This window comes from Rothia nasimurium (assembly GCF_014217215.1).
In the GTDB taxonomy this organism is placed as follows: domain Bacteria; phylum Actinomycetota; class Actinomycetes; order Actinomycetales; family Micrococcaceae; genus Rothia; species Rothia avistercoris.
The window spans coordinates 851,996-875,866 of the sequence record NZ_CP056080.1; the positions used below are offsets into that span (position 1 = coordinate 851,996).

General features: G+C 58.3%; 21 protein-coding genes and 1 pseudogene. 13 read left to right on the top strand and 9 right to left on the bottom strand.

Annotated elements, in window-relative coordinates:
• Nucleotides 1-149: 149 nt before the first annotated feature.
• A complete protein-coding gene (locus HWU94_RS04015) occupies nucleotides 150-1,175 on the top strand; it encodes a hypothetical protein (RefSeq protein ID WP_185174408.1) in 1,026 nt (341 codons plus the stop codon).
• 337 nt (nucleotides 1,176-1,512) lie between these two features.
• Here HWU94_RS04015 and HWU94_RS04020 read toward each other — a convergent pair whose 3' ends face one another.
• From HWU94_RS04020 to HWU94_RS04040, 5 genes are all read right to left on the bottom strand, one after another.
• Nucleotides 1,513-2,262, bottom strand: a complete 750-nt coding sequence (locus tag HWU94_RS04020) for a hypothetical protein (RefSeq protein ID WP_185174409.1) — start codon at nucleotides 2,260-2,262, stop codon at nucleotides 1,513-1,515.
• Between the two features lie 82 nt (nucleotides 2,263-2,344).
• The gene (locus HWU94_RS04025) at nucleotides 2,345-3,304 is read right to left on the bottom strand and encodes a hypothetical protein (RefSeq protein WP_185174410.1); all 960 of its coding nucleotides are present in this window, start codon (nucleotides 3,302-3,304) and stop codon (nucleotides 2,345-2,347) included.
• Nucleotides 3,305-3,565: 261 nt separating this feature from the next.
• On the bottom strand, nucleotides 3,566-3,859 hold the full coding sequence (locus HWU94_RS04030; RefSeq protein WP_185174411.1) for a hypothetical protein: 294 nt from the start codon (nucleotides 3,857-3,859) through the stop codon (nucleotides 3,566-3,568).
• Between the two features lie 206 nt (nucleotides 3,860-4,065).
• Complete coding sequence (locus HWU94_RS04035) at nucleotides 4,066-4,911, bottom strand: tyrosine-type recombinase/integrase (protein ID WP_185174412.1); 846 nt, start codon at nucleotides 4,909-4,911, stop codon at nucleotides 4,066-4,068.
• Nucleotides 4,912-5,400: 489 nt separating this feature from the next.
• Nucleotides 5,401-5,655, bottom strand: coding sequence for a glutaredoxin domain-containing protein (locus tag HWU94_RS04040; protein ID WP_185174413.1), 255 nt, complete (start codon nucleotides 5,653-5,655; stop codon nucleotides 5,401-5,403).
• Between the two features lie 1,037 nt (nucleotides 5,656-6,692).
• Between HWU94_RS04040 and HWU94_RS11590 the strand changes: the two are divergent.
• Nucleotides 6,693-6,740 (top strand): annotated as a pseudogene (locus HWU94_RS11590) (hypothetical protein); the annotation flags it as partial.
• Between the two features lie 159 nt (nucleotides 6,741-6,899).
• A complete protein-coding gene (locus HWU94_RS04050) occupies nucleotides 6,900-7,166 on the top strand; it encodes a lipase family protein (RefSeq protein WP_221625862.1) in 267 nt (88 codons plus the stop codon).
• 565 nt (nucleotides 7,167-7,731) lie between these two features.
• Here HWU94_RS04050 and HWU94_RS04055 read toward each other — a convergent pair.
• The gene (locus HWU94_RS04055) at nucleotides 7,732-8,154 is read right to left on the bottom strand and encodes a hypothetical protein (protein WP_185174415.1); all 423 of its coding nucleotides are present in this window, start codon (nucleotides 8,152-8,154) and stop codon (nucleotides 7,732-7,734) included.
• A 326-nt stretch (nucleotides 8,155-8,480) separates the two neighbouring features.
• Here HWU94_RS04055 and udk point away from each other — a divergent pair, with 326 nt between their 5' ends.
• Nucleotides 8,481-9,107, top strand: coding sequence for a uridine kinase (gene udk, locus HWU94_RS04060; RefSeq protein WP_185174416.1), 627 nt, complete (start codon nucleotides 8,481-8,483; stop codon nucleotides 9,105-9,107).
• Between the two features lie 115 nt (nucleotides 9,108-9,222).
• Here udk and HWU94_RS04065 read toward each other — a convergent pair whose 3' ends face one another.
• Entirely contained in the window at nucleotides 9,223-9,939 is a 717-nt protein-coding gene (locus HWU94_RS04065; RefSeq protein WP_185174417.1) for a PspA/IM30 family protein, read from the bottom strand.
• Nucleotides 9,940-10,121: 182 nt separating this feature from the next.
• On the bottom strand, nucleotides 10,122-12,128 hold the full coding sequence (locus HWU94_RS04070) for a TPM domain-containing protein (RefSeq protein ID WP_185174418.1): 2,007 nt from the start codon (nucleotides 12,126-12,128) through the stop codon (nucleotides 10,122-10,124).
• 252 nt (nucleotides 12,129-12,380) lie between these two features.
• Here HWU94_RS04070 and HWU94_RS04075 point away from each other — a divergent pair, with 252 nt between their 5' ends.
• Entirely contained in the window at nucleotides 12,381-13,835 is a 1,455-nt protein-coding gene (locus HWU94_RS04075) for a S1C family serine protease (RefSeq protein ID WP_185174419.1), read from the top strand.
• A gap of 58 nt (nucleotides 13,836-13,893) precedes the next feature.
• Here the strand turns inward: HWU94_RS04075 and HWU94_RS04080 are convergent, their stop codons facing one another.
• Nucleotides 13,894-14,361: a tRNA (cytidine(34)-2'-O)-methyltransferase gene (locus HWU94_RS04080; protein WP_185174420.1), complete on the bottom strand. Its 468-nt coding sequence runs from the start codon at nucleotides 14,359-14,361 to the stop codon at nucleotides 13,894-13,896.
• Nucleotides 14,362-14,507: 146 nt separating this feature from the next.
• Here HWU94_RS04080 and HWU94_RS04085 point away from each other — a divergent pair, with 146 nt between their 5' ends.
• The 8 genes from HWU94_RS04085 to HWU94_RS04120 all read left to right on the top strand — a co-directional run bounded on the left by HWU94_RS04085 (nucleotide 14,508) and on the right by HWU94_RS04120 (nucleotide 23,715).
• Nucleotides 14,508-15,740, top strand: coding sequence for a cysteine desulfurase family protein (locus HWU94_RS04085; RefSeq protein WP_185174421.1), 1,233 nt, complete (start codon nucleotides 14,508-14,510; stop codon nucleotides 15,738-15,740).
• A gap of 84 nt (nucleotides 15,741-15,824) precedes the next feature.
• The gene (gene mnmA, locus HWU94_RS04090; RefSeq protein WP_185174422.1) at nucleotides 15,825-17,018 is read left to right on the top strand and encodes a tRNA 2-thiouridine(34) synthase MnmA; all 1,194 of its coding nucleotides are present in this window, start codon (nucleotides 15,825-15,827) and stop codon (nucleotides 17,016-17,018) included.
• A gap of 125 nt (nucleotides 17,019-17,143) precedes the next feature.
• Nucleotides 17,144-17,524: a chorismate mutase gene (locus HWU94_RS04095; protein WP_185174423.1), complete on the top strand. Its 381-nt coding sequence runs from the start codon at nucleotides 17,144-17,146 to the stop codon at nucleotides 17,522-17,524.
• Between the two features lie 58 nt (nucleotides 17,525-17,582).
• Nucleotides 17,583-18,689: a hypothetical protein gene (locus HWU94_RS04100; protein WP_185174424.1), complete on the top strand. Its 1,107-nt coding sequence runs from the start codon at nucleotides 17,583-17,585 to the stop codon at nucleotides 18,687-18,689.
• Between the two features lie 68 nt (nucleotides 18,690-18,757).
• Entirely contained in the window at nucleotides 18,758-19,441 is a 684-nt protein-coding gene (gene mtrA / locus HWU94_RS04105) for an MtrAB system response regulator MtrA (RefSeq protein ID WP_185174425.1), read from the top strand.
• A 3-nt stretch (nucleotides 19,442-19,444) separates the two neighbouring features.
• Complete coding sequence (mtrB, locus tag HWU94_RS04110) at nucleotides 19,445-21,148, top strand: MtrAB system histidine kinase MtrB (RefSeq protein WP_185174426.1); 1,704 nt, start codon at nucleotides 19,445-19,447, stop codon at nucleotides 21,146-21,148.
• A complete protein-coding gene (locus tag HWU94_RS04115; protein WP_185174427.1) occupies nucleotides 21,138-22,832 on the top strand; it encodes an LpqB family beta-propeller domain-containing protein in 1,695 nt (564 codons plus the stop codon). The genes mtrB and HWU94_RS04115 overlap by 11 nt, the downstream gene beginning before the upstream one ends.
• 67 nt (nucleotides 22,833-22,899) lie before the next feature.
• On the top strand, nucleotides 22,900-23,715 hold the full coding sequence (locus HWU94_RS04120) for a ComF family protein (protein ID WP_185174428.1): 816 nt from the start codon (nucleotides 22,900-22,902) through the stop codon (nucleotides 23,713-23,715).
• Nucleotides 23,716-23,871 lie beyond the last annotated feature (156 nt).

Consider the following 23,871-nt stretch of genomic DNA (forward strand, 5'->3'; position numbering starts at 1 on the left):
AGAACTCCTAAGGACGCCCGGGGCGGTCTTCTGAGTAAGCCTCTTAGCGACATGAGTGAAATAGCTCTCGTTTTTTCTAAATACAGGCTATAGACTATTTATCACCAGCCTCATGATGGAGCCTGGTACACAAGAGAAAAGAGACAAAGATGTCCCCTGCATCCCCCCGTGCCGCTTTCAGCATTTGTGCAGTTAGCGCGGTGTTAGTTGGCGGTCTTGGTCTTACACCTGCTTCAGCCCAGAATTCAGTTCCGACGAGTCAAAGTAGCTCAGTGGAATATAGGCTAGATGTGCTTGCCGAGCAGGCACTTACAATTGATGAGCTTGAAGAAACTGCGTCTGCGTTCGTGGCGGTCGGTCAAGAAAGTTCAGCTGAGATTCCCAAAGACGCTATCGAGCCTATTGTCTTGGGAGCCGAGAGTGAAACTAAAATAGGGATTTTTCTTCCCGACAGTGAAGAAACCTCTACAGCAAAGAGCGGAGAGTTCGGAGAAATCGCCTTTGAACATAACAACTCATCATCTACTTCCGTCTTGCCCTATGAGGACGGCTCTGTGCAAATGGTAACAACTATTGAAGAGGCTTCTGCCCCACAGGAATATACCTATAATTTGGAGCTACCGGATGATGCTAGTCTTGAGCTTCTTGAAGACGGAATGGTCCTGGTGCGGGATGCTGAAGGAAATTTTGTAGCGGGTGTAGCGGCTCCTTGGGCTAAGGACGCTAACGGTACAGATGTACCTACCCGGTATGAGATTAGAGGCTCTTCGCTAGTTCAGGTTATTGAGCATGATACTCCCGGTGTGGATTATCCTGTTACTGCTGACCCATTTTGGGGTAAAAACCTATTTACCGGTTTCTATCGTGACTGGTATGAGGGAGATGTCCGATACAACGGCTCAGTCACTGTTTGGGGCGCCTTGGTGATGAGCGGTGGCGGAGGTGTTGGCGGATACCTCGCAGGACAGGGAATTATGCGAAATCAGGGGTGGGCGGAATGGACCAGTCGTTTCCCTACAATTACAAACAAAGCAACGTTGCGTCATCAGTACGAGTGCCATGTCGCTGCTAGTACATACGGCCTGCCGTGGACAGGTGCTTATAACCTCGAACGTTTTCGGAGTGATAAGCCACACTGGTGGAACGGTGTTGTCCACCACCACTGTAATTGGTAAAGCACATGAACAAACGCGTACAGAATAGACATCGGAAACCGACTTGGTCCGCTGTGGTTGGTGCTGTATCGTTGTTAGCTTCACTTGTAGCTGCTGGTATCGAATATCGAATCTGGGAAGCTTCAGGTGAACCTTATCATTCAACTCCCCTATGGATAGTTGCTTGGCACTATATATCACTGCTAGTTATCGTGGTCAGTATTCTTTTACTGATTTGGCAGTTTCTGTTGCTGAAGCTTCAGAAAAAATAGTTTTTGGTAGGCTCCGCTATGCGCGGAGCCTACTCTTCTTTTCTTTTAGACTTTTGAATAATCCTCTAGGGCCTCTTACCTCATTGTTAGCCCCAATCAATTGGCGTGGTCTCGACGATTAGATTGTCGCTGTAACGGAACTGAAAAGCCCCACCAACATCTGCAACAGACGGCCCCGAACAGGTCAAAAGCGTGATGGTGTAAGAGCCAGTCGACCGGAACACTCGCGCTTGCACCTCGCGTTGTTGCTGCAACTGGCTCTGAAGCTCCTCATTGCTTGGGTCAGCTGCCGCCTTTTGCTCCAGGGCCTCATCAAACTGTGGTGCCGTATAGAGACTCGTAAGCTGGGAGGCCACCACGTTGCCGTTCTCATCAGCTGTAAAAACTAGGTCGCACTCAGACAGTTCATGCAACTGCCCCCAGGCTGTTAGCTCACCGCCGTTCTTGCTGATAGCTCCCGGTTCAAAATCAACATGGCCCACGAGCAATGAGACACCCTGCGAAGATCCAATTTCCTCTGAATGGCTATAGATAATGCCGTCATTGGTGGTAGCAGATGTAGGTAGCGTGGTGCTGGGACTAAAGGATGCTCCGGCGTTAATAGATGGTGCCCACCAGTTCATGGGGGATAGTTGCGGTATCGGGCCTATCTCAGCAGGCGGCTGGCACGTCACGTCCATAAAACTCTGCTGAGGTGCTGGCGCTGAGTGGACAGTTTCGGACGGTGCAGGGGCCGCCATCTGGCTCCCAGGCGCGGAGGTCATAAAGAGCGATGCCGCCCCTAGAGCTGAAAGAGCAGACCCAGCTGCAAGTAATCTGGTCATGGTCTTGGCCATTGGGTTCTCCTTAATAGAACTGTGGGGCCCGCACCAGGTGCAGGCCCCACAGGGGTTCACGAGCTACAAGCTCAGCGTGCGTTTAGGCAGACTTCTTAGCGCGGCGGTACTGGAAGATAGCACCAGCCCCCAGCGCGAGAGCTAGCAAGCTGGTGAACCAGCCCGCTACCGCCTTGGTGTTGCTGGTGTTCTCAGCAGGTGCCTGAGCCTGCTGCGCTGCGGTGATTGAGGCTGCACCACCTGCCTTAAAGGTGGTCGCCGGGACGGTGCGCTCGGTGATGGTCTGCTTTCCGGTTGCCGCATCGGTGACGGTCTGGCGCACGGTAGTCTGCCCGGCTGCCGGGTTAGTGACATACTCGGTTGTTACCTGGTGGCCCTCTGCGGTGGTCTGCTGGGTAACGATGGTGGATGCGCCGGTGGTCTCGTCGGTGCTCTGCTCGGTAACGGTGCCGGTCAGTACGATGTTCTGCTCTTCATCAATCTGCGGCGGTGCTACTACCTCGGCTACCGGGGCAGGGGGCTGCTCATTGGTTGCCGGGGTGGTCGGTTCTGCTACAGGGGTATCGGTGGCCACCGGTGATGCAGTCTCACTGGGTTCGGGGCTTGGCGCCGGGGCATCCGGGTTTACGGTCTCAACCGGCACGGGGGTCGGTGAGGGAGCCGGTGACTCAGTTTCGATGGGCTCAACCGGTAGTGAGGGGTCAGCAGGCTCAGCCGGGGTAGTGGGGTCTGCTGGGGCTACAGGTTCAGCCGAATCTGAGGGGGCCGGGGTCGGCTCAGGCTCAACCGGGTCGCTGGGTGGGTCAATCGGGACAACCTCAATCGGGGCGATGGGGTCATCTTCAGTTGCTTCCTCACTCGGCACGGTCTCTACAGGAATTTCACCTGCAAGGGCATTTTCCTCAGCGGCGGGGGATACTGAGCTGGCGGCTGCGGTAGGTTCTGCGGTGGTTTCTTCTGCCATTGCTGCGGTGGAAGATAGGCCAGTAACAGCGATTCCTGCCGCCAGTAGCGCGGTGGCCGTCTTTGTATGAGCTGACATAGGTGCCAGACTCCTTCCTATCACATGATGTGATGTGAAATGATTTAATGTCATGACATGGTAAGGAGCCTGCACAGCACCGCAAGCTCTAGCAAAATCCCCTGGGACAGACACTCGCAGAAACTGAACAGACTCCTTACTGATATATGCACCGGGCACCAGCAAACGGCGGGCTACCAAGCACACAAATTCACCTAGAGAAAAGAAGAGCCCCCTGGCTAATCGCCAGAGGGCAGTTCTACCTCTTATCTACAGCAGGGCCTAGAATGGGTTCTCGTTGACTTCTGAGCCATCATCAAGAGCGGTTGTCAGACACTCCAGTAGATCCTTGGTCTCTGTATCTCGATAATCAATCCACCACCGGGCGGTGACGATAGATCGGGCAGGAACAAGGTACTGTTCCTCGAACTCTTCCTCGCTCAAGGCGGCGTCTTCGCCTCTGACAAGTTCCTCAAAAGCACCCATCAGTAGCTCATCTCGCACAGTCGTAGCCCAAGGCACCTGCTTGGGGGTGCCCTCAAGCTCTGGTAATTCAAGGCGTGCTTGATTCTCCACGGCCTGCTGATAGAGCTGTTCCTTGAACTCCTGTGAGCCCTTTTTCTTGAAGCACTCGGTGCAGTCCTGGGATGCTAACCATGAGGCGAAACCTTTACGCCTGCCAGCTGCCTTATCTGAGAGGTCTCTCTTCGGTATGACCGCATTTGAAGTCGATCGTAAAGACGGTAGGAATAGCCATGTTCGTTCTCCTGGTTCAATGATTATTATCGTTGGGTCTTGCCGGTCAGCTGAGGTGCCGCCGGTAAGTCTGTAAGAGCCTGAATAGCCTGGGTGAGCGCCGCATCGTCAAGGCCGATATAGCTCTGAGTGGTCGAAATATCTGCATGGCCTAGTAACTCCTGGACAGCTCTGATGTCTTTGCACCTGGCATAAGTGGTGGTGGCGATCCAGTGCCTGAGCTGGTGGGTGGTAAAGCCCTCTCCTAGCAGGGCGCTGATTCGTTTACCGATGAAGTCAGGGTGCCTGGGCCCTGCAAAGCGTCCAGGGAAGTAATAGCCCTGGGTCTTCATCTCTAGGTAGGGGAGTAGAACAGGGTGAGCTGGTATTGAACGGGTTACAAGCCCTTTACCTTGTACTGTTATCCAGCCCTCGCTGTAGTCGTGGGTATCGAGCTTGGCTATTTCAAAGCGCCTTAGCCCTGCATAGGCTGCTAGTAGAAGCATGAAAATATCCTCTGAACATTGGGTGTTATCCAGACCTTGCTGAAGTGCTGCTGCCGGTATTGGCCTTGCTTTGCCTCGGGGGACTTTGACCGATAGAAGAAGCCGCGCCGGGTTCTCAGGTCTGGTTCCAGTGATTTCTAGGTAGTAGAAGAATCTTCGTACTGTTCCCAAGGCATTCTTTTTGGTAGCCGGTTTCCATCTGGGGTTTGAGAGCCATTCTTGGAGCTGCCCTGTAGTGATGGTCGCAGGTGAAGCCTGTGGGTAGGCCTGGGATAGTAGGCTCAGCCACCGGGTTCTGGTGTAGACCGTAGACGGTTGTCGCCCGGCAGCTAGTAGCCATTGCGTGAATGCCTGGATTGTCGGTGCCCAAGAGGTTGCGTTTTCCATAGTTCTCCTAGTAGCTGTACTAAGGTGTGACTATGGTTATCCGCTTATTCTGGGCGGGTTATTCGTTTCTGAGCGTCAGGTGGTAAGTCCGCTTGATCCAGGCGATAGTATTTGATGCCCAGCGCCCATCTGAGGGGGTAGAAGCGAACCGCACGGCGGGCTTATCGGGAAACTTTGGATGAGTGGCCCGGTAATGCCCGCCCTGTTTTAACTCCACCCTAAAACCGTTGTCTTCGAGTAACCTGGCTAAATCGCGTCCGTTATTCGGCATTGGGATTTTGTGCATGAATCTTCCTACGGGGGCTGTAGACAACCAGACAGATATGACCGTAGAAAATTAGGGCTGCTAAGGCCCCAATCAGTAAGCCAAGAATGGCGGCGTCCACACGGTCAACTAGCCCAGGAAAGCCGTATTTTCCACCAAAATAGACTCCATTGACACAGCATGAGAGCGTTAGCCAGAATATTCCGAGGTCGCGTTGCATACGGTTATACATGGTGTACTTGCCTCGCTGCGAGCTGGTCAATTAAGTCGGGTCTGTACCCGCTCCATATTTGTGGTTCTTCACCGGGGACTTCAACGATAGGGGCTTGCAGTAGGCCACGGTCTTTGAGCCGCTGGGCTATTTCTGGTTCGTTTTCCAGCTTAATGAGTCGGTAGCTGATGTTGCGGTCGGTGAGTTTGCGCTGGGTGAGCCTGGACTGGTGGCATTCTGGGGTGGTGTAGAGGTTAACGATAGTCATTGTGTTTACCTTGAAAGGGAGCTGTAAGTGATGAGGAGTAGGCCGATTACAGATAGAGCGGCAATAGCGATGAGCAGTGTGAAAAGAAACGTGGTGTCCATGTGCTAGTACCTGACTTCTATTGCGAGTTCAGGGTAATAGATCTCGAGATGCTCGATTTTGTCGTTGATTTCCTGCTGCTTATCTGAAGAATGCAGAGCGATAACCGGGTTTTTGGTTGTTTTTGAGTAGCCGTAGATAGTAACCATCGGCGATGTCCTTTTGAATGAATTGAATAATGTAGGCAGTAGTTATTGGTCGCCTGATTGAGAGCTTGTAAATGAGCTTTCTTAATGACCCTCGCCTTTGAGGGCACCGATGGTGTACAATTTTTTGAGAAGAAAGGTTGTTTTCAAGACTTGGCTGAAAATTGGGTCTTGTAATCCGGAGGCCGCAGGTTCAAATCCTGCCCCCGCAACCAAGATACGAAACCCACTCGAAAGAGTGGGTTTCGTCGTTTAAACTACTCAGCAAGATAACCTTTCCCGTAGATGCTTACAAGCGGTAAGCAGGGCGTCAGTGCTCATCCGATTTATGCCCTACACTAGTGAAGTACTCTTCGCATACACTCGCATTTTTACCTCTAGGGATACTCATGGTTAATACACGCCGCCCCACGCCGCGCCCAAAAACGTTTAGCAAACGTCGGGCAACCGCCCTCTCACTCACCGCCCTGCTGGCCCTCAGCATGGCCCAGCCAACGCAGCCGAAACTGCGCCCCTGACTGAAAACAGCCAGGCCGTGCAAGAAGCAGAAGCACTCATTCAAGAAGCCCTCACCAGCGAGGGCAGCAGTCCCGCAGCTATCTACAACGACGCCCCCGAAGCGCTAGCTAGCGAAAATTTCTATGACGCCTCGGCGAGCGTCCTATCATCGCCCTGGCTCCCGGCACCCAGGGCATTGGCGACTCCTGCGCTCCCTCTAACCAGTTCGCAGCTGGCAGCGAATACGAAAGCCTCGTCATTACCTCTCTGCTGAACGCGGGCTACAACGTCGTTATTACCGACTACATAGGCCTGGGCACCGCTGGCACCCACAGCTACCTCAACCGCGTTGACCAGGGCAACGCTGTGCTGGACGCCGTCCCGGCTAACCTGCAAGCCGTTACCAGCTTCATCGATGGCGGTTTTTACACCGGTTTCTCCCTGATGAGCGTAGTGGGCCTGGCCCGTGAGATGACCACCGATCCTCAGGTCTCGCAAATCATGGCACAGAATAACCTGGGCCAGCAGGGGCGCCACCCCGAGGTTCCCATTCTGATTGCTTCATCCTGGGGTGACGAAGTGATGCCCTACCAGACCAACCGCCAGTTGGCTGCTGACTACTGCCAGCAGGGCTCCCGAGTCACCTTCTACACCCTAGTCGGCGTCACCCACGTGGCGGGTATCTTTGAGGGTATTCCCCGCGGGCTGATCTTCCTAGACCGTCAGTTTAAGGGTCTTTCCAGCATCAACTCTTGCTGGCAGTTCTAGGGTTTAACCGAGACCGCGTATCTATACCAGTAGGCCCGGGTCACCTTACGGTGTCCCGGGCCTACTGCACGTCTTTTTCGGGTACCTCTCTCACGGGGAGAGGCTGACTCACGGTATAGGCAACTCCTTTACTCTGTACTGACTGATGAGATGGAAAAGATTTAGATACCTGCTGACAGGTAGCTGACTTACACCCCAGAGTGAAGTAACGGTAACGCGGTACTGGGTCTTGATGACCGAAGCGCTGGTGGTGGCAGCATCGCCGTAGGTTGCTGCGGGCATCTGGCTACCGCCTGCTGGGTAGGTGGGAGGCCAAGTACTGGCTGTTGTAGCGGAGCTAGGAAGAGGGGTACCAGCCTGTGCTTTGGGCAAGGAATTATCAAAAGAAAAAGCCTGAAATTCGGGGGAGCAGTTACTGGTAGGGTAAACAGCCCATTCTAATTCTTTGGCAACGACGCCGGTGAATATGTAAAAAAACCTGTGTTTTGACCTCTTGTGGCGGTGCAAACTAAAGACCGGCCGTACCTGGTGGTACTGCCGGTCTTCTGTTTACTTTATCTAGGTCTTATGCTGCGTGAGCCCAGTGGCCTGCCAGGTCTGCTGCGAGCAGGGTTCGCAGGGTGGGAGTGTACTGGGTGGGGATGCGGCTGAAGCGGTAGCCGTCGATGGTCAGGGTGTTGCCCAGGAAAGGAAGGTTTGTCAGCTTGGCCTGATCAAGTGAGTGAAGGTCAAGTGAGACGCTGTTGCCTGCCTGGAAGGAATTCTTGAGAACCAGAACTCGCTCATTGGTGATAACCAGTAGCGAGTCGCCAAAGCTACCAAACTTGCCAGTGGCTATATCAACAACAGTCTCGCCGCGCACCATAGAATCTGCCATGTGCAGAGCCTTATGGAATTTCTTGAGTCCACCGTGAGAAGAGTGGCGCTTGACAGCAGAACCAAGGGATGCGCTGGTGTAGGTGTCGGTTGCCCAGTTTGCAAAAATCATGGTGTTCTTCCTCAGGGGACGGGGATGCTCTGTGAACTGTACTCAACTATACACATATTTTGTCCCCCAAAAAGCCGAATGTGGTCAGAATCTTGTCCCCCCACAGTGTGTGCTTCCCCAAATAGGTGAAGTTGTAGCAGGTGGTGGGAAGATCTGTGAAAATACTGGATAAAAGAGTTTCCTAAAAATTTACCTGTGAAATATATAGGCGGTTGGCAGGGGTTCATGTGCCGGTTTTTTTGGGGACAAGCTAGCCGGTTTCTGTCCCCAAGGGGACATGCCACAATAGATAGCAGTAATACTTCGACCTATAGGGCTGCACTTACATGAAACCCCTCATTATCGGTATCGCCGGTGGCACCGGTTCCGGCAAGACCACCCTCACCAATTCGCTACTTGAAAAGTTTGATGGCCAGGTAGGCGTGATCTATCACGATAACTACTACAAGCGCAATGACCACCTCACCTATGAGCAGCGCTGCCTGCTGAACTACGATGCACCCGAGGCCTTTGATAACGACCTCCTGGTCACCCATCTCAAAGCCCTGATTGAGGGGCAGACCATTGAGACCCCCGTTTACGATTTTGCTGACCACAACCGGTCAGATGAGACTCTCATCGTTGAACCCCAGCCCATCATCATCCTTGAGGGCATCCTGATTTTTGCTGAGCCTGAAATTCGCGACCTGTGCGATATCAAGCTCTTTGTAGATACGGACGCCGATGTGCGCATCCTGCGCCGCTTGCGCCGCGACGTCATCGAACGGGGTCGTACTATTGAGTCGGTTGAGGCCCAGTACCTCACCACCGTCAAGCCCATGCATGAACTGCATGTAGAGCCCTCTAAGCGCCATGTAGACATGATTATCCCCGAAGGTGTCAACGTGGTGGCCCTCGATATGCTGTTCCACAGGATTACCGGCCAGATTGGCACCCAGTCAGACCGCCCCTAGCTACTGCGGTCAGTATCGACTAATGCAGAGCTGTTAGCTCCTGTAGATATAAGAAACGGGGCCCGCCTCCTGGGAGGTGGGCCCCGCTGTATAGGGTGACTCTTGTTGAGTCCGTTTACTGCTTGCCGGTCTTGAGGGCTGCTAGGCGGGCATCGAGTTCTGACTGGCGGCCAAGTTCTTCAAGGTCGTTGAACTGGGCATCGAGGGAGGACGCTGCAAGCTCCTGCTGGCCACGCACGCGGGCTTCTTCGCGGCGTACCTTGTCTTCAAAGCGGGAGATTTCGCTGGTGGGGTCCATGACGTCAAATGACTTGAGAGCATCGTTGACCTGAGACTGGGCAGCGGCTGACTTCTGGCGGGCTACGAGTTCATCGCGCTTACGCTTGATTTCGTTCAGCTTCTCCTTCATCTGAGTCAGACCGGTCTTGAGCTGTTCAACCACGGCGGTCTGAGACTCAATCTGGGGCTTAATCGCTGAAGCTTCGTTCTCTGCCTGCATCTGGCGGCCCAGGGCGATCTTGGCCAGGTTGTCGAACTTATCGGCGTTGGCGGTGTCGCCGGCGGCGCGGAATTCATCGGCCTTATTTGAAGCTGCCAGGGCCTTGGCGCCCCATTCGTCTGCCTCGCGCAGGTCTTCGGCATGGTCTTCTTCTAGCATGCGCAGGTTGCCGATGGTCTGGGCGACAGCCTGTTCTGCTTCGGCGATGTTGTTGGTGTAGTCACGCACCATCTGATCAAGCATCTTCTGGGGGTCTTCAGCGGCATCAATCAGGGCGTTGATGTTGGCCTTGGTGAGCTGGGCGATGCGGCTGAAAATGGTCTGCTTAGCCATGGGTGTACCTTTCGGTGAGTAAGGAAAGCATGAGCGGGCTTGCTGTGCCTTCTTTTATTGTGTCAAGGTTCGGGTCAGGTAGTGGCGTGCCACACCTGGTGGTTACTACGTTGTCAGCGAAAACTAAGTTTCTGCATAGGTACCCGGTGCGAAATGGAAGATTAGGGGCGGACGCCGGGGGGCTAGAAGTTGCCCCCGGCACCTCCGCCTCCGCCCCAGCTTCCACCTCCGCCGAAGCCCCCGCCAAAGGTACCGCCGCCCATGCCGCCACCGAAGCCACCTGACCCGAAGCCGCCGCCGGAGCTGTGGTTGCTGCCCCCGAGTAGGGTGCCGAGCAGGATGCCGCCTAGCATGGCTGAGTTGTAGTTACCGCCGCTGGAGTAGCCGTTGCGCTGGTTGAAACGGTCCACATCGGAGCGGGCGATGCGCTGGGCTTCACCGGCGAGGCGGATAGCGTCATTGGCGTGGGACAGGGCAGCGATGGGGTCGCTGTGCTGGAGTTGCTGGGCCTCCCCGAGGTGGCGTTCTGCCTCGCGCAGGCGGGTGCGGGCTTCTGCCTTTACGCCGCCTCGTCGTGCCCAGACATATTCGCTGGCTGACGATACCTGGGCCTGGGCCGATACCAGGGTGTGCCCCAGGGTTTCACGGGCGCTGCGCTCTTGTTCGTGGGTCTGTCGTACAGAATCTAGGGCAGTATCTAGGTCTGATCGTACTTCGTGGAGCCGCTGGTTGAGCAGGTAGGGGTCAATCAGCCCGGCGGAGCGTTCGGCCCGAATCTGGCCGAGCACGGCCTGAACCCCGGCGGCAGCACCTGAGAGCTGGCTGCTGCTGCCTGCCCCCGTGCGGGCTAGCTCCTGGGCTTGGGCAACGTCGCGGTCAGCCAAAATTAGGGCGTTATCGAGTGAGGCTGCCATCTTGCCCAGGTCGGTTTCAGCGTGATGAATAGACTCGAGCAGCCCCTTGGCCTGACCGAGAGCTTCTTCACCGGCACGCAGGGCAAGAATGGCCTGGCTTCGCTGGGTGCCCAGCAAGTCTTCTGCCTCCTTGGCCTCTTGCCGGGCAAAATCTAGGCGGGCCTGAGCCTCACTAATGTTATCTGCCACCGCCCCGAAGGCGCTGGGGGAGTAGAGGGTACCGAGGCGGTCGAGGGCTGCCTGGGCCGCGGGAAAGAGCGGGGCGGCTGAGGCTATGCCCTGGTTGAGGGTGGCGAGAGCCTGAGGCGCGGTTTCTTCGAGCTTGCGCAGGTTGGTGAAATTGGCAACCTGCTCGTTGAGGGCCTTCTGAGCGTCTTCGGTGCGGGCAAGAATTTCGTTCAGCCACGCCCGCTGGTCGGCTTCAGTGTCGGGGATTTCATCGTCCAGCTGTTTTTGCAGCTGGAAGGAACGCTGCATGTGGTTCTTAGCCGCCTCGATAGCAGCCAGGAAGGGTTTGACTTCGTCATCACCGTACTGCAGACGGGCGAACTCAACCTCCTGCTGGGAGTGGGCGATGGCGTCATCGGTGGCAACTAGCTGCACGCCGGCGCGGGAGCGCAGCTCTTCGATAGAGGGCAGGGGCTGGGATGGGGTGGGCTGCCCGCTGCGGCTGCCTCCGGTGTTCTTGCGCGCGGACGCCCGTGAGCGGTTCAGTACCCAGGCACCGCCGCCAGCTACGGCAGCTATCCCAAGGAGTGTTGCGCCGCCGGCTAGTGCTCCGGACGCCCCCGACGCAACAGAACCTGCTCCGAGCTCAGACTCGATGCCGGTGACAGCTGCCCGAGCGGCTGCCGCATAATCGGAGTTCGCTAGCTCGGGATAGATGTAGTTCTGATAAATCTTTTCTTGCTGACTCGTAGAAAGAACAGAGGTAGAGCCCGCCATAAAGTAGGCCTGACGGGCTTCGGTAGCGATGACCAGTACTACGTCGTTGGTGCCCATATTGTTGAGGGTGGCGAAGTCGCTGGTCCACTCTGAAGAAGAGCTCGGACTTTCGAACTGATCAATAGTTACAACAAAGAGATTGACCTGTTCGTCACTGGCGAGCTGGCTGATGGCGTCCTCTAGCGAACTTGTATCCCCTAGAACTGAGGTGGTGTCGCTGACCCGAACCCCGGCGTCCAAATCGTAGGGAGCTGCCGCAAAAGCAGCGGGAGCAATTCCGAGCGCCAGAGCGGTAGCAAGAAGGGCAGAAGCAACAGGTTTGCGTGACATGGGGTCTCTCTTCTAGAGGTCAGCTGTACTTGAGCACTATTGTAGCCCCGCTCACCCCACTCTTCCTCGGTAGGTTTGGGTCGTTCACCCTCAGCTCAGGGCACGACTTCCTCTTGCTCGCATGTACAGCAAACACACAGCTTTGCTTCATCTCTAACACAGCCCTATAGCGCATAGTGGGAGCTAGGAAAACACCGCAGGCGCACCAGTTGAAAGCGCCCAGCTGAATATTTTGAAAGAAAGCTGCTTGAGATGTCACAAAACTTATGGGAACCCACTCCCGATTCGTCGTCCGCTGATCGCACCGTTCCTATGAATCAGCAGCAGGTAGCTGCCTCCGCCGCAGGCACCTCCAACCAAGATGATCCCACCACCGCTTTTGCTGCCCAGCAGGCTCCTGTCGCCGGGGCCTACGCCTACGCAGGCGCTACCTCCGGTGCTGCTTACACCGGTGACTACGCTGCTCCTGCCGGCCAGCCTGAACACAACAAGGGCAAGCACGCAACCCGCACCGTCCTGGCAGCTGCCGCCATCGCTGCCCTGGTCGGTGGCGGTATCGGCGGCGGGGTAGTAGCTGCAACCTCAACCGGTGCAGCCTCAAGCATCACAACCACCAGCTCGGGCACCACCATCGTCAACAACACCGACTCCGTCAACGCTGTTACCGCTGCTGCTGCCAATGCGACGCCCTCCACCGTCACCATCGCAGCAATCTCATCGAATGCGTCCGGCTCCGGCTCTGGTGTTATTCTCGATGCTGAGGGGCATATCCTCACCAACACCCACGTGGTCACCCTCGACGGGGCCACCGCTAACGCCGCCATTGAAGTTCAGCTGGCCGATGGTAGCGTCCGTTCCGCTACCGTGGTCGGCACCGACCCCACCAGCGACCTGGCCGTCATTAAGCTCGATAGCACCAGCGGCCTAACCCTCACCCCCGCCACCCTGGGCGACTCTGATGCCCTCAACGTCGGCGACACCACCGTAGCCATCGGTGCACCCCTGGGGCTGTCTAACACCGTGACCACCGGTATCGTCTCGAACCTGGTACGAACCATCGAAGTAGCCTCATCGGCAGCCGATGAATCTACCACCGACTCCGGCAGCGGCACCACCGACCCCTTCGGCAGCTCGCCCTTCCAGTTTGAGATTCCCGGCCAGCAGAGCCAGAGCACCTCTTCAAGCTCCACCATCGCCATCAACGTCATCCAGACCGATGCTGCGGTGAATCCCGGCAACTCAGGTGGTGCCCTCATCAACTCCAACGGCGAAGTAATCGGTATCAACGTGGCCATTGCCTCCACCGACTCATCCAGCACCTCCACCAGCGGCAACATCGGCGTTGGCTTCGCTATCCCCATCAACTACGCCAAGCGGGTAGCCCAGGAAATCATCGATAACGGCTCAGCCACCCACGGCATGCTGGGAGCTACCGTCTCCACCTCACCCGCCAACAACGACTCATCCGAAGCCTTCGGCGACGGTGCCCTGATTCAGGAAGTTACCAGCGGAGGATCGGCTGCAGCCGCCGGCCTAAAGTCAGGCGATGTTGTCACCGCTGTTGACGGGCGCAGCATCAGCGAGGCAATCGAGCTGACCGCCGCCGTCCGCCAGGCAGCATCAGGTGACACCGTCACCCTTACCATTGAGCGCAACGGCTCAACCCAGCAGGTCACCGTGACCCTGGGCGATGCCGCTAACAGCTAGAGATATCAAAGGCTCTGCAGACTCACGCTCGCTGTGAGCCTGCAGAGCCTTTTTGTGACTAAATTGCTCCACCTGCAAAGCTATGCTGACGCCAGGCCTCAAACACCGCAATCGAAGCGCTATTAGCCAGGTTGAGGGAGCGGCGGCCCGGAACCATCGGAATCTTGACCCGCTGGGTAACGTGCGGGTCGTTCTGTACGTGCTCGGGCAGCCCGACCGACTCGGGGCCGAACATGAGCACATCCCCCTCTTGGTAGTCAATATCAGCGAAGTTAGTGGTGGCCGTGGTGGTAAAAGCAAAGACGCGGGCCGGGGCTAGGGCCTCCCAGGCGTCCTCAAGGGTCTCGTGCACGGTCATGACCGCCAGGTCATGGTAGTCGAGGCCAGCCCGGCGCAGGTTTGCGTCCTCAAAGTTAAAGCCCAGGGGCTTGACCAGGTGAAGCTCGGCGCCGGTGATAGCAGCAAGACGAATCGCGTTACCGGTATTGCCGGGAATTTCTGGGGTATAAAAAAGAATCTTGAACACCCCAACAGTTTACGCGCCCGCCGCGAAATAAAAGCGCGATGGGAGCTGTTGAGAGGGTGAAGCAGTCCATAGCCTGCCCCAAGAGCGGGGGAGTATGATGGAAGGCTGAATTGTTTTGACCAATCGCCACGGAAAGGCCAGCGCCCATGCCCCGGGTCTACCTGGACCACGCCGCCACCACCCCCATGCTCCCTCAGGCTATCGATGCCGTGGTGGAGCAGATGAAAATTGGCGGCAACCCCTCGTCCCTGCATTCAGCGGGCCGCTCTGCTCGCGCTACCGTCGAGTACGCCCGCGAACGTATTGCGCGGGTTGCCGGCTGCGACGCCGCCGAGATTATCTTTACCTCCGGTGGTACCGAGGCAGATAACCTGGCGATCAAGGGGCTCTACTGGAAACGCCGCGAAGCCAACCCGGCTGCGACCCGCATTGTTGTTTCGGGCATCGAGCACCACGCCGTGGGCGATGCCGTTGAGTGGCTGCAGGCCCACGAGGGGGCAGAGGTGAGCTGGGTAGCTCCGGACGCCAGCGGTTTAGTCAGCGCCGAAGCGGTTCGACAGGCGGTGGGCGAGAGCCCAGAGACGGTTGCCCTGGTCGCCGTCATGTGGGCCAACAACGAGGTGGGTACCGTGCAGCCCGTCACAGAAATCGCTGCGGTAGCTGCAGAATTTGGTATTCCCTTTCACACGGATGCCGTCCAGGCATTTGGCACCCTGCCGGTGAGCTTCAAGGAATCCGGCGCCACCACCATGGCTATCTCAGCCCACAAAATTGGCGGGCCCATGGGAATCGGCGCCCTCATCGCCACCCGCAGCGCCCAACTCATGCCCGTACTCCACGGCGGCGGGCAGGAACGCTCCGTGCGCTCAGGAACCATTGACGCCGCCTCTATCGCGGGCTTTGGCGCAGCAGCTGCCGAAGCAGGGCAGAACCTGCTCGCCGAAGCAGGTCGCCAGGCTGAACTGCGGGACCGCCTGATCGAGGGCGTCCTCGCCGCTGTTCCCGAAGCCCAGCTGCGCGGGGCCGCCCCCGAAAGCGCCCAGGACCGAGCAGCCGGCAGCTTCAGCCGCCTGCCCGGCAACACCCACTTCACCTTCCCCGGCTGCGAGGGCGACTCACTGCTCTTCCTGCTCGATATGGCAGGGGTGGAGTCGTCCACCGGCTCAGCCTGCAACGCCGGGGTGCCCCGCCCCTCCCACGTCCTGCTGGCTATGGGGCTGAGCGAGGACGAGGCCCGCGGCGCCCAGCGCTTCACCCTGGGGCACACCAGCACCGAGGACGACGTCACCGCCCTTCTTACCGCCCTCCCCGGCGCCTGGGCTCAAGCCAAAAAGGCAGGTATGGCGGGCCACGCCCCGGACGCCGCCCGCTGGAACTAGCTCGATAAGGCGGTAGCCTGCCCGCCCCACCGCCCAAACCCACCGCCCAAAACTTCAACAATTACTGGATATAGGACTTAAAACATGAAAATTCTTGCTGCTATGAGCGGTGGCGTGGACTCGGCCGTTGCCGCCGCCCGCGCCGTTGAGGCCGGCCATGAGGTGGTCGGCGTGCACCTGGCGCTCTCCCGCATGCCCGGCACCCTGCGCACCGGCTCCCGCGGCTGCTGCACCATCGAGGACTCCATGGACGCCCGCCGGGTCTGCGACCAGCTGGGAATTCCCTTCTATGTATGGGACTTCTCCGAGCGGTTTAAGGAGGACGTGGTCGATGACTTTATCTCCGAGTACGAGCATGGCCGCACCCCCAACCCCTGCATGCGCTGCAACGAGAAAATCAAGTTCGCGGCCCTGCTGGAGAAGGCTGTGGCCCTGGGCTTTGACGCGGTAGTGACCGGCCACTATGCCAAGGTCATTACGGACGAGAACGGCAACCGGGAGCTGCACCGCGCAGCCACCTGGGCCAAGGACCAGTCCTATGTTCTAGGTGTGCTGACCCACGAGCAGCTCAAGCACGCCTGGTTCCCCCTAGCCGACACCCCCTCCAAGGACGAGGTACGCGCCGAGGCCGCCGAACGTGGCTTCTCGGTGGCGAAGAAGCCCGACTCCTACGACATCTGCTTCATTCCCGAGGGCGATACCCGCGAGTGGCTCGAAGAGCACATCGACATGACCGAGGGCGATATCAAGGACACGGACGGACGCGTGCTCGGCAAGCACCGCGGCTCCCAGGCCTTTACCGTGGGTCAGCGCAAGGGGCTGGCCATTGGGCACCCTGCCCCCGACGGTAAGCCCCGCTTCGTGCTAGAAATCCGCCCCAAGACCAACGAGGTCATCGTGGGCGGTAAGGACCTGCTCGAAATTGACGAGATCCGCGGTATCCGTGAAACCTGGGCCGGTCTACCCGTGGAAGAAGCTGCAGCCTTCCTAGCCGAAGAGCCCGTAGAAGGTGCCCGCTCGGCGTCCTTCGACGTCACTGCCCAGGTGCGAGCCCACGCAGATCCCGTTCCCTCGACCGCCCACTTGGAATGGGTAGTTGACGATGAATCCGCTGATCCCGGGGCCCTGCGCCTGGAAACCGTGGTGCGCCTGCACGAGAAACTGCGCGGTGTTGCTCCGGGACAGACCATGGTGATTTACCAGGGTACCCGCGTGCTGGGCCAGTCCACCATCGCCCGCGCCTACAGCCTTGACCGGGCTGACATCAACGCTAACTAGGTAAGGTTATGCAGGCTCGCGCTCGCTGCTGAACCATTTGAAGCTTCTACACCCGGATAAGTCCACAGGGTGAAATCTGCGGGCTTGCTCCTGCAAACAGCACCTGAGGTTTTTAGACTAAACACATGAACACAACTCCGAAGGCCCACGATGTGCAGGCCCACGCTGACTTTGATACCCGCGCCACCTCGATGACAGGGGTTGACCCGGCAGTATTGGAGGAGCTGTTTACCATGCGTCAGACCATCGATAACATGGACGCAGCCCTGGTGCATATTCTTGCTGAGCGGTTCCGTGCAACCCAGCGCGTTGGCCACCTCAAGGCTGAGCATTCTCTGCCGGCGGGGGACCCGGGGCGGGAAGAAGCCCAGATTAAGCGCCTGCGCTCGCTGGCTGAAGCTGCCCATCTTGACCCGGAGTTTGCCGAGAAATTCCTGAACTTCATTATTTCTGAGGTTATAAGGCATCACGAGAAGATTGCGGCTGAGGCCGAACAGACGTCCTAGCCGCTCAATTTTCAGCCCGCAACCTACGGCCACCGGTAGGTGGTAGAAAGAGTTCCCTATGCCTGTATCGAGGCCTACTCGCCCTGCCCTGTATTTGCCGACCGATGCCGAAATGCTGGCTGCTCGTAAGGACCTAGAGAGCCCGCTGACCTTTGATGAGCACCTAACGGTTCGGGCTACCGGCCTGGGCGCCTGGGCAGGGGATGATGTGTTCGATGCGGTGACCCGTGTCCGTGGTGAGCTGGGGGAGCCCCATATTAGTTACCTGCCGGAGCTGGCTGACCGGGGCTACCGGGCAACCTTGCTGGCACGATCGATTGCGGCCCTTGATGGGTTGAGCGCGGACGGCACCGCTGCAGGTTGGCGGCTCACGGGCGGCTACGCTGCTGAGGGGGATGCCGCCAGGTCGCTCTTGGAATCTGATATCAATATCCTGGCGGACGTCGTGGGGAAGGAAAGCGGGGCTGCTCCCGGGACCATCAAGCTACGTCTGCTGGGGCCGTTGAGCCTAGCTGCCAGTACCTACTTGAGCAGTGGTGAGCGTGTCCTCTCAGATTATGGTGCTCGGCGTGATGTTGCCGAGGCTCAGCGGGCTGGTTTTCGCGGTGTGGTGAAGCTGCTGCGGCAGGCTGTGCCCGGTGCGCAGGTGCTGGTGCAGCTAGAAGAGCCCCTGCTGGTTGAGGTGGCGGCAGGCCAGCTACCGACCTCTAGCGGCTACCGTACCCTGCGGGCTGTGCCGCGTCATGAGCTAGTGGCCCTGTTGGGGGCCCTACACGAGGAGCTAGAGGGTTTGGGCGCTCAGGTAGTCACCCGTACTGATTATGTGAAGTTACACCCCGAGGTGAGGGCTACGCTTGCTAGCCCCCTGCTATCGATGGCGGGCCAGCCTACCTCAGCGTGGGAGGCACTGGCACCCCATCTAGAAGCTGAGAAGGGGCTTTACCTAGAGGTTGTTGATTCGTTGGTCCGGGTGCCTGCTGGTGATCTGGCTCGGGGGCTGTGGCGCACCTGGTCGGATCTTGGGTTGGGGAAGAAGCTTCTCAACCAGCTGGTGCTGACCGAAACCGGTAGCCTGGCCGACACTGATCCGCAGCGGGCTACCACGGTGCTGGGGCACCTGACCGAGACAGCCCGTGCCCTGTCTGAAATCGCCCAAGACGCCTAAACCGGCTTGCCACCTAACCCCGGTACACTAGGGGAAGGCCCATTGTGAACCTCACCAGGAGACCCACCGTGAAAGAAACCATTCTTGTAGTTGACGACGACGATGCCCTGTCAGAGATGGTGGGTATCGTGCTGGCGCAAGAGGGCTACGAGACGGTCTTCTGCGACGCCGGTGACCGTGCCTTTGAGGCTTTTGCCACCCACCACCCCGACCTGATTCTGCTGGATTTCATGCTGCCGGGTATGGACGGCATTGAGGTCTGCACCCAGATCCGCAGGGAATCTGACGTGCCTATCATCATGTTGACCGCCAAGGGCGATACAGATGACGTGGTCAAGGGGCTAGAGGCAGGTGCTGATGACTACATGACCAAGCCCTTCAAGCCCGCTGAGCTGCTGGCCCGCGTCCGCGCCCGCCTGCGCCCGCGTGAAGACCGACATAACGAACCTTTGCGCATCGGCAATCTCACCATTGACCTGGCGGGGCACACGGTCAGCCGCGAGGGTGAGAACATTCAGCTCACCCCTCTTGAGTTTGAACTTTTGGCGAACCTGGCCCGCCAGCCGGGCCAGGTCATGACCCGCGAGGCCCTGCTGGGCAATGTGTGGGGCTACGAAAAGACCGTAGATTCCCGACTGGTCAACGTGCATATTCAGCGTCTGCGCGCCAAAATCGAACGTGACCCCGAAAACCCCGAAATCGTGCTGACCGTGCGAGGTGTGGGCTACAAGGCCGCGGCAGGCCAGCGCTAAATAGTGGCTGGTACTTCACCTCGCGCGTCCGCTCGGACTACTGTCCCCGCAGGCCCCGCCCGGGCCTACGGGCCGCTGGCCAGCACCCGCAGGCTCTGGCAGCAGTCCCTACAGTTTCGCGCTGTGGTGGCCGCGGCCGGTCTGCTGCTGGTGGCCTTCATCTTTGTGGGCTCTTTTATCTCCCACCAGATTGCTAACTCCCTCTTCCGCGGCAACCTGGAACAGGCCCTCGAAGAGTCATCGGCCGGTTTTAGTAACGTGCAGACCCTTATCAATGGATCTGACGCGACCGGCCGCACCGAGGTTCAACGCGATGTCTCTCGTTTCTTGACCGTGCTTGAGAGCAGTAGCGCCGATAGTAACCGCAACTGGGTGCTCATCAAGGACGTGAACGCCACCACCGATGGCTTTATTGTGGAGCAGGCCCAGAGTAGCGAGGTCACGGTCGGCGATGTGCCCGAAGCTCTAGCCCAGAGTGTGAGTGAAGGCACGGGCATATACTGGCAGTCCTCGAGTATTACCTCAGCGGACGGACGCCGCACCCCGGTTCTGGTGGTCGGCACCAGTATCTCGATACCCCAGAACCCCGACTACTCCCTGTACCTGATTTATGACCTGTCGACCTCGCAGGCGACCGTGCAGTACATCAACCTGGTGGTTTGGGTGGGCTTCGGCGTGCTTCTGGTCGTGGTGCTGACTATCGTGTGGATGATTGCCCGCTTCGTGATCCGCCCGATCAGTTCTACCGCTATCACCGCTGAGAAACTGGCAGCCGGTGACCTTGACCAGCGTGTGCTGGTACGCGGCCAGAATGAGACGGCGCGTCTAGGTATGTCTTTTAACCGCATGGCTGACTCCCTGCAGGACCAGATTTCTCGTCTTGAGAAGCTGTCGACCATGCAACAGCGCTTTGTCTCTGACGTGTCACACGAGCTGCGTACCCCGCTCACCACGGTGCGCATGGCAGCCGATATGCTGCACGATAACCGCGACAACATGGAGCCCCTCTACAAGCGCTCCACTGAGCTGCTCTATAACCAGGTGGACCGCTTCGATTCCCTGCTAGCTGACCTGCTCGAAATATCCCGCTTCGATGCCGGGTCTCAGACCCTCGATACGGTGTCGGTTGATTTTATGGCTGTGCTCGATGAGGTACTCAAGGCGGTTGAACCCCACCTGATGCGCACCAACACCAGTTTGACCGTGCACACCGACCACACCGAAATTATGGTCGATATGGACCACCGGCGTATCGAAAGAGTGCTACGCAACCTGCTGTTCAACGCCGTGGAGCACTCCGAGGGGCAACCGATCGACGTATACGTTGACGCTACCGAAACCACCCTGGGCGTGGCAGTACGCGACCACGGCATTGGCCTGAGCCCCGAAGAAACCGAGCAGGTCTTCAACCGCTTCTGGCGGGCTGACACCTCCCGCAAACGCACCCTGGGCGGTACCGGCCTGGGGCTCTCCATCGCCGCCGAGGACGTCCGCCTGCACCAGGGCACCCTCGAAGCCTGGGGAATCAAGGGGCAGGGAGCCAGCTTCCGCATGACCATCCCCATCGACCAGGACGTGCCCATCGGCCCCTCCCCGGTCTTGCTGAGCGGCGAACCCCTACCCCCGCCGTCCGTTCCGGATACCGGTGCCACCCCGACCGTGAACCCCGACGCCTCAACCCCCTCGGAGCCCACCGTTGAACCCTAACCTTTCCCGCCGGTCAGCTCTCGGCCTCGCCCTCAGCTCTCTTGCGACCCTCACCGCCTGCGCCGCCATCCCTACCGATGGCGAAGTCAACCACTACGCCGACCCTCAGGCTACGGGAAACACCTCCACCACCGGCAGCACACCAGAAGGCCCTGCCCCCGGAGCCCGCCCTACCGACATCATCGAGGGCTTCTTACACGCGGGAGCTGGTGTAACCGACGACTACAGCGTAGCCAGGCTGTACCTGACTGAAGACCTTGCCCAGTCGTGGAAGCCGGACAAACGCACCCTGGTGTACGACTCATCCTTCACCACGGCGTCCGTCAGCGACTCAACCTACCGAGTGACCGTGCCAGCTAGCACTCTGGTCGATGACCGGGGACTGGCTACCTCGTACACCACGGTGGCTGATACCGAAGTGGAATTCACCCTGCGTCAGGTCAACGGGGAATGGCGCATCTCGTCCGTACCCGACGGAACGGTGCTCAGCAGGGCCGAATTCGCGGACGTCTTCAACCCCTTCACCCTCTACTTCTACGACCCCACCTACACCTACGCGGTGCCCGATGTGCGCTGGTTCGCCGAACGCACCACGGTAGCTACCTCCCTGGTGAAGGTACTCCTTGAGGGGCCTGCCCCCTACCTCACCGGAGCCGTTGCTACCGCAGTACCTGCCGATACTAGCCTGACCCGGAACTCCGTGCCCATCGATAACGGGGTAGCTGATATCCAGCTCTCCGGAGGATCTGCCCTTACCGCAGCTAGCGCCCTGGAAACTGAGCGCCTGCGCACCCAGCTCACCCAAACCCTCACTACTCTCGCCTCGGTTACCACGGTTCAGCTCACCATCAACGATCAAATCGTGGCCGCCCCTACCCTAGAAAACTACCGTGAGCCCGCAGTCAACCCTGAGGTTGCCAGCAACATCGTGGGTATTGAAGATAACCGCCTCATCACACGGGCAGCCCTTGATGATACAGCCAGCCAACAGACCATCGTTGAGACCTTTGCCCAGGCTCTCATTACCCTGCCCGCTATGAACTACACCCTTAACTACTACGCCTACACCAATACGGGGCAGAACGAGGTGTGGCTGGCTAATTCCAACGGCGCTCGCTCGGTCTATCGGGGTACCCACGTGTTGGCCCCCTGTTTTGACCACCAGAACTGGTTGTGGGTGGGGGAGTATGACGGCTCCGTGCGGGTTATCGCCGCAGGCCAGGAAGATAGTAGCGCTAAGGATGTCACCAGCTGGACGGACGGGGAACTCCTACACAGTATTTCTATCGCCCGTGACGGTAGCCGAGCTGTGCTGGTGACGTCATCTGTTGACGGAAGTAACTACGCGGCCTGGGTATCTGCTATCCGCCGATCGGCAGATGGCACCCCCACTGAGCTCCTTGACCCCGTACGACTGGGGGCAGACATGAGCCCGCGGAGTGCAGAATGGGTCAGCGACGTTGAGGTCTTTCTCTGGAATAGCGATACCACCCAGACCGAGCTGGTTTCGTTGACCGGTGAAAATGCCCAATACGATTCCCTGCAGGGCATTACCCGTATTGTTACGGGTAACGGTATCGACCAGGCAGTAGCTATGACTCGCGACGGTGGCCTCTATATCGTTGCGGGCCTGAGCTGGACCCGCATCGAAAGTAGTCTCAGCCAGATCAACTACTCTGGCTAGAAGATTGGTCCGGATAAGTTATCCCTATAGGTAGAGGCCCCACCGATGAGACGGCCATGCTGGGGTGATGACGTCCACCCATTTGAACCGAGTATCACTACCCGATATTCTCACCAGCTGGAAACAGGCCACCGAGCTCATCTTTCCCAGGGTCTGTGCCAGCTGTCAGACCTTCGGGCCCAGCATGCTGGGCGCTGGTGCCCTCTGCCCTCTCTGCGATCAGCTGGTGCGTCTGGCTACCCTCAACCTGCAGACCACAACCCTGCCGGGTAACCGGCTACCGGTGGTGTCTGCCGGCCGCTACGAGCACGAGCTGGGGCGCTGCGTCCTTGCCTATAAGGATGCCGGCCGCACCGACCTGAGCCCCTACCTCGCTTCGGCTCTGGCCCGGGCCCTAACCTGCCTGTTAGAGCTGAGCGAGGGTGAGCTGGAGCCCGCGGAACCCATCTATCTGGTTCCCCTGCCATCGAGCAGAGTTTCTGTCCGACGGAGAGGCTACGCCCCCGCGCCACTCCTGGCCCGTGCAGTGCTGCCCCTGCTGTGCTCCCCGGTGCCGGTTAAGGTGGCGGACGTGCTCGCCCAGGTTCCTGCCTGGGCGAGGGTATCGCCGGGGCAGCACAGAAGCAAAGCCCAAAAAACCCTGGGCGTCGAAGAACGCTACCGGCAGATGCAGGGGAAGCTGAGGGTTGGCAAACCAGCCCTGCATCAGCTGGGACGCTACTACAGCCTAGAAGGCGCTACCTGCCTGCTGGTTGATGATGTCTTCACCACGGGGGCTTCTCTACGTGAGGGGCACCGAGTGCTGTCACACCGGGGAGCCAGAGTGTTAGGCGGGGCAACTATCGCGTATGTTCCCAAGCGGCAGCGGTATAACACAGAGTGAGGTGGCACACCAAAAATCTTACTCTTTCCTGCGAAATGAACCGTAAAAGCCTTAAAAAAATGACTTAGACCACAAAACGGCGTAGAGTTGTGTTAAGGAATCCACAAGGCAGATTCCCCAATACCCGGCAGTCACAGGGTCGGGTATTCACCCCCT

What these genes read in the sequence shown, in the direction of transcription:
- HWU94_RS04015 (WP_185174408.1), top strand. Translation starts at nt 150, where the DNA reads ATGTCCCCTGCATCCCCCCGTGCCGCTTTCAGCATTTGTGCAGTTAGC.
- HWU94_RS04020 (WP_185174409.1), bottom strand. Translation starts at nt 2,262, where the DNA reads ATGGCCAAGACCATGACCAGATTACTTGCAGCTGGGTCTGCTCTTTCA.
- HWU94_RS04025 (WP_185174410.1), bottom strand. Translation starts at nt 3,304, where the DNA reads ATGTCAGCTCATACAAAGACGGCCACCGCGCTACTGGCGGCAGGAATC.
- HWU94_RS04035 (WP_185174412.1), bottom strand. Translation starts at nt 4,911, where the DNA reads ATGGAAAACGCAACCTCTTGGGCACCGACAATCCAGGCATTCACGCAA.
- HWU94_RS04040 (WP_185174413.1), bottom strand. Translation starts at nt 5,655, where the DNA reads ATGACTATCGTTAACCTCTACACCACCCCAGAATGCCACCAGTCCAGG.
- HWU94_RS04050 (WP_221625862.1), top strand. Translation starts at nt 6,900, where the DNA reads ATGGCACAGAATAACCTGGGCCAGCAGGGGCGCCACCCCGAGGTTCCC.
- HWU94_RS04055 (WP_185174415.1), bottom strand. Translation starts at nt 8,154, where the DNA reads ATGATTTTTGCAAACTGGGCAACCGACACCTACACCAGCGCATCCCTT.
- udk (WP_185174416.1), top strand. Translation starts at nt 8,481, where the DNA reads ATGAAACCCCTCATTATCGGTATCGCCGGTGGCACCGGTTCCGGCAAG.
- HWU94_RS04065 (WP_185174417.1), bottom strand. Translation starts at nt 9,939, where the DNA reads ATGGCTAAGCAGACCATTTTCAGCCGCATCGCCCAGCTCACCAAGGCC.
- HWU94_RS04070 (WP_185174418.1), bottom strand. Translation starts at nt 12,128, where the DNA reads ATGTCACGCAAACCTGTTGCTTCTGCCCTTCTTGCTACCGCTCTGGCG.
- HWU94_RS04075 (WP_185174419.1), top strand. Translation starts at nt 12,381, where the DNA reads ATGTCACAAAACTTATGGGAACCCACTCCCGATTCGTCGTCCGCTGAT.
- HWU94_RS04085 (WP_185174421.1), top strand. Translation starts at nt 14,508, where the DNA reads ATGCCCCGGGTCTACCTGGACCACGCCGCCACCACCCCCATGCTCCCT.
- mnmA (WP_185174422.1), top strand. Translation starts at nt 15,825, where the DNA reads ATGAAAATTCTTGCTGCTATGAGCGGTGGCGTGGACTCGGCCGTTGCC.
- HWU94_RS04095 (WP_185174423.1), top strand. Translation starts at nt 17,144, where the DNA reads ATGAACACAACTCCGAAGGCCCACGATGTGCAGGCCCACGCTGACTTT.
- HWU94_RS04100 (WP_185174424.1), top strand. Translation starts at nt 17,583, where the DNA reads ATGCCTGTATCGAGGCCTACTCGCCCTGCCCTGTATTTGCCGACCGAT.
- HWU94_RS04120 (WP_185174428.1), top strand. Translation starts at nt 22,900, where the DNA reads ATGACGTCCACCCATTTGAACCGAGTATCACTACCCGATATTCTCACC.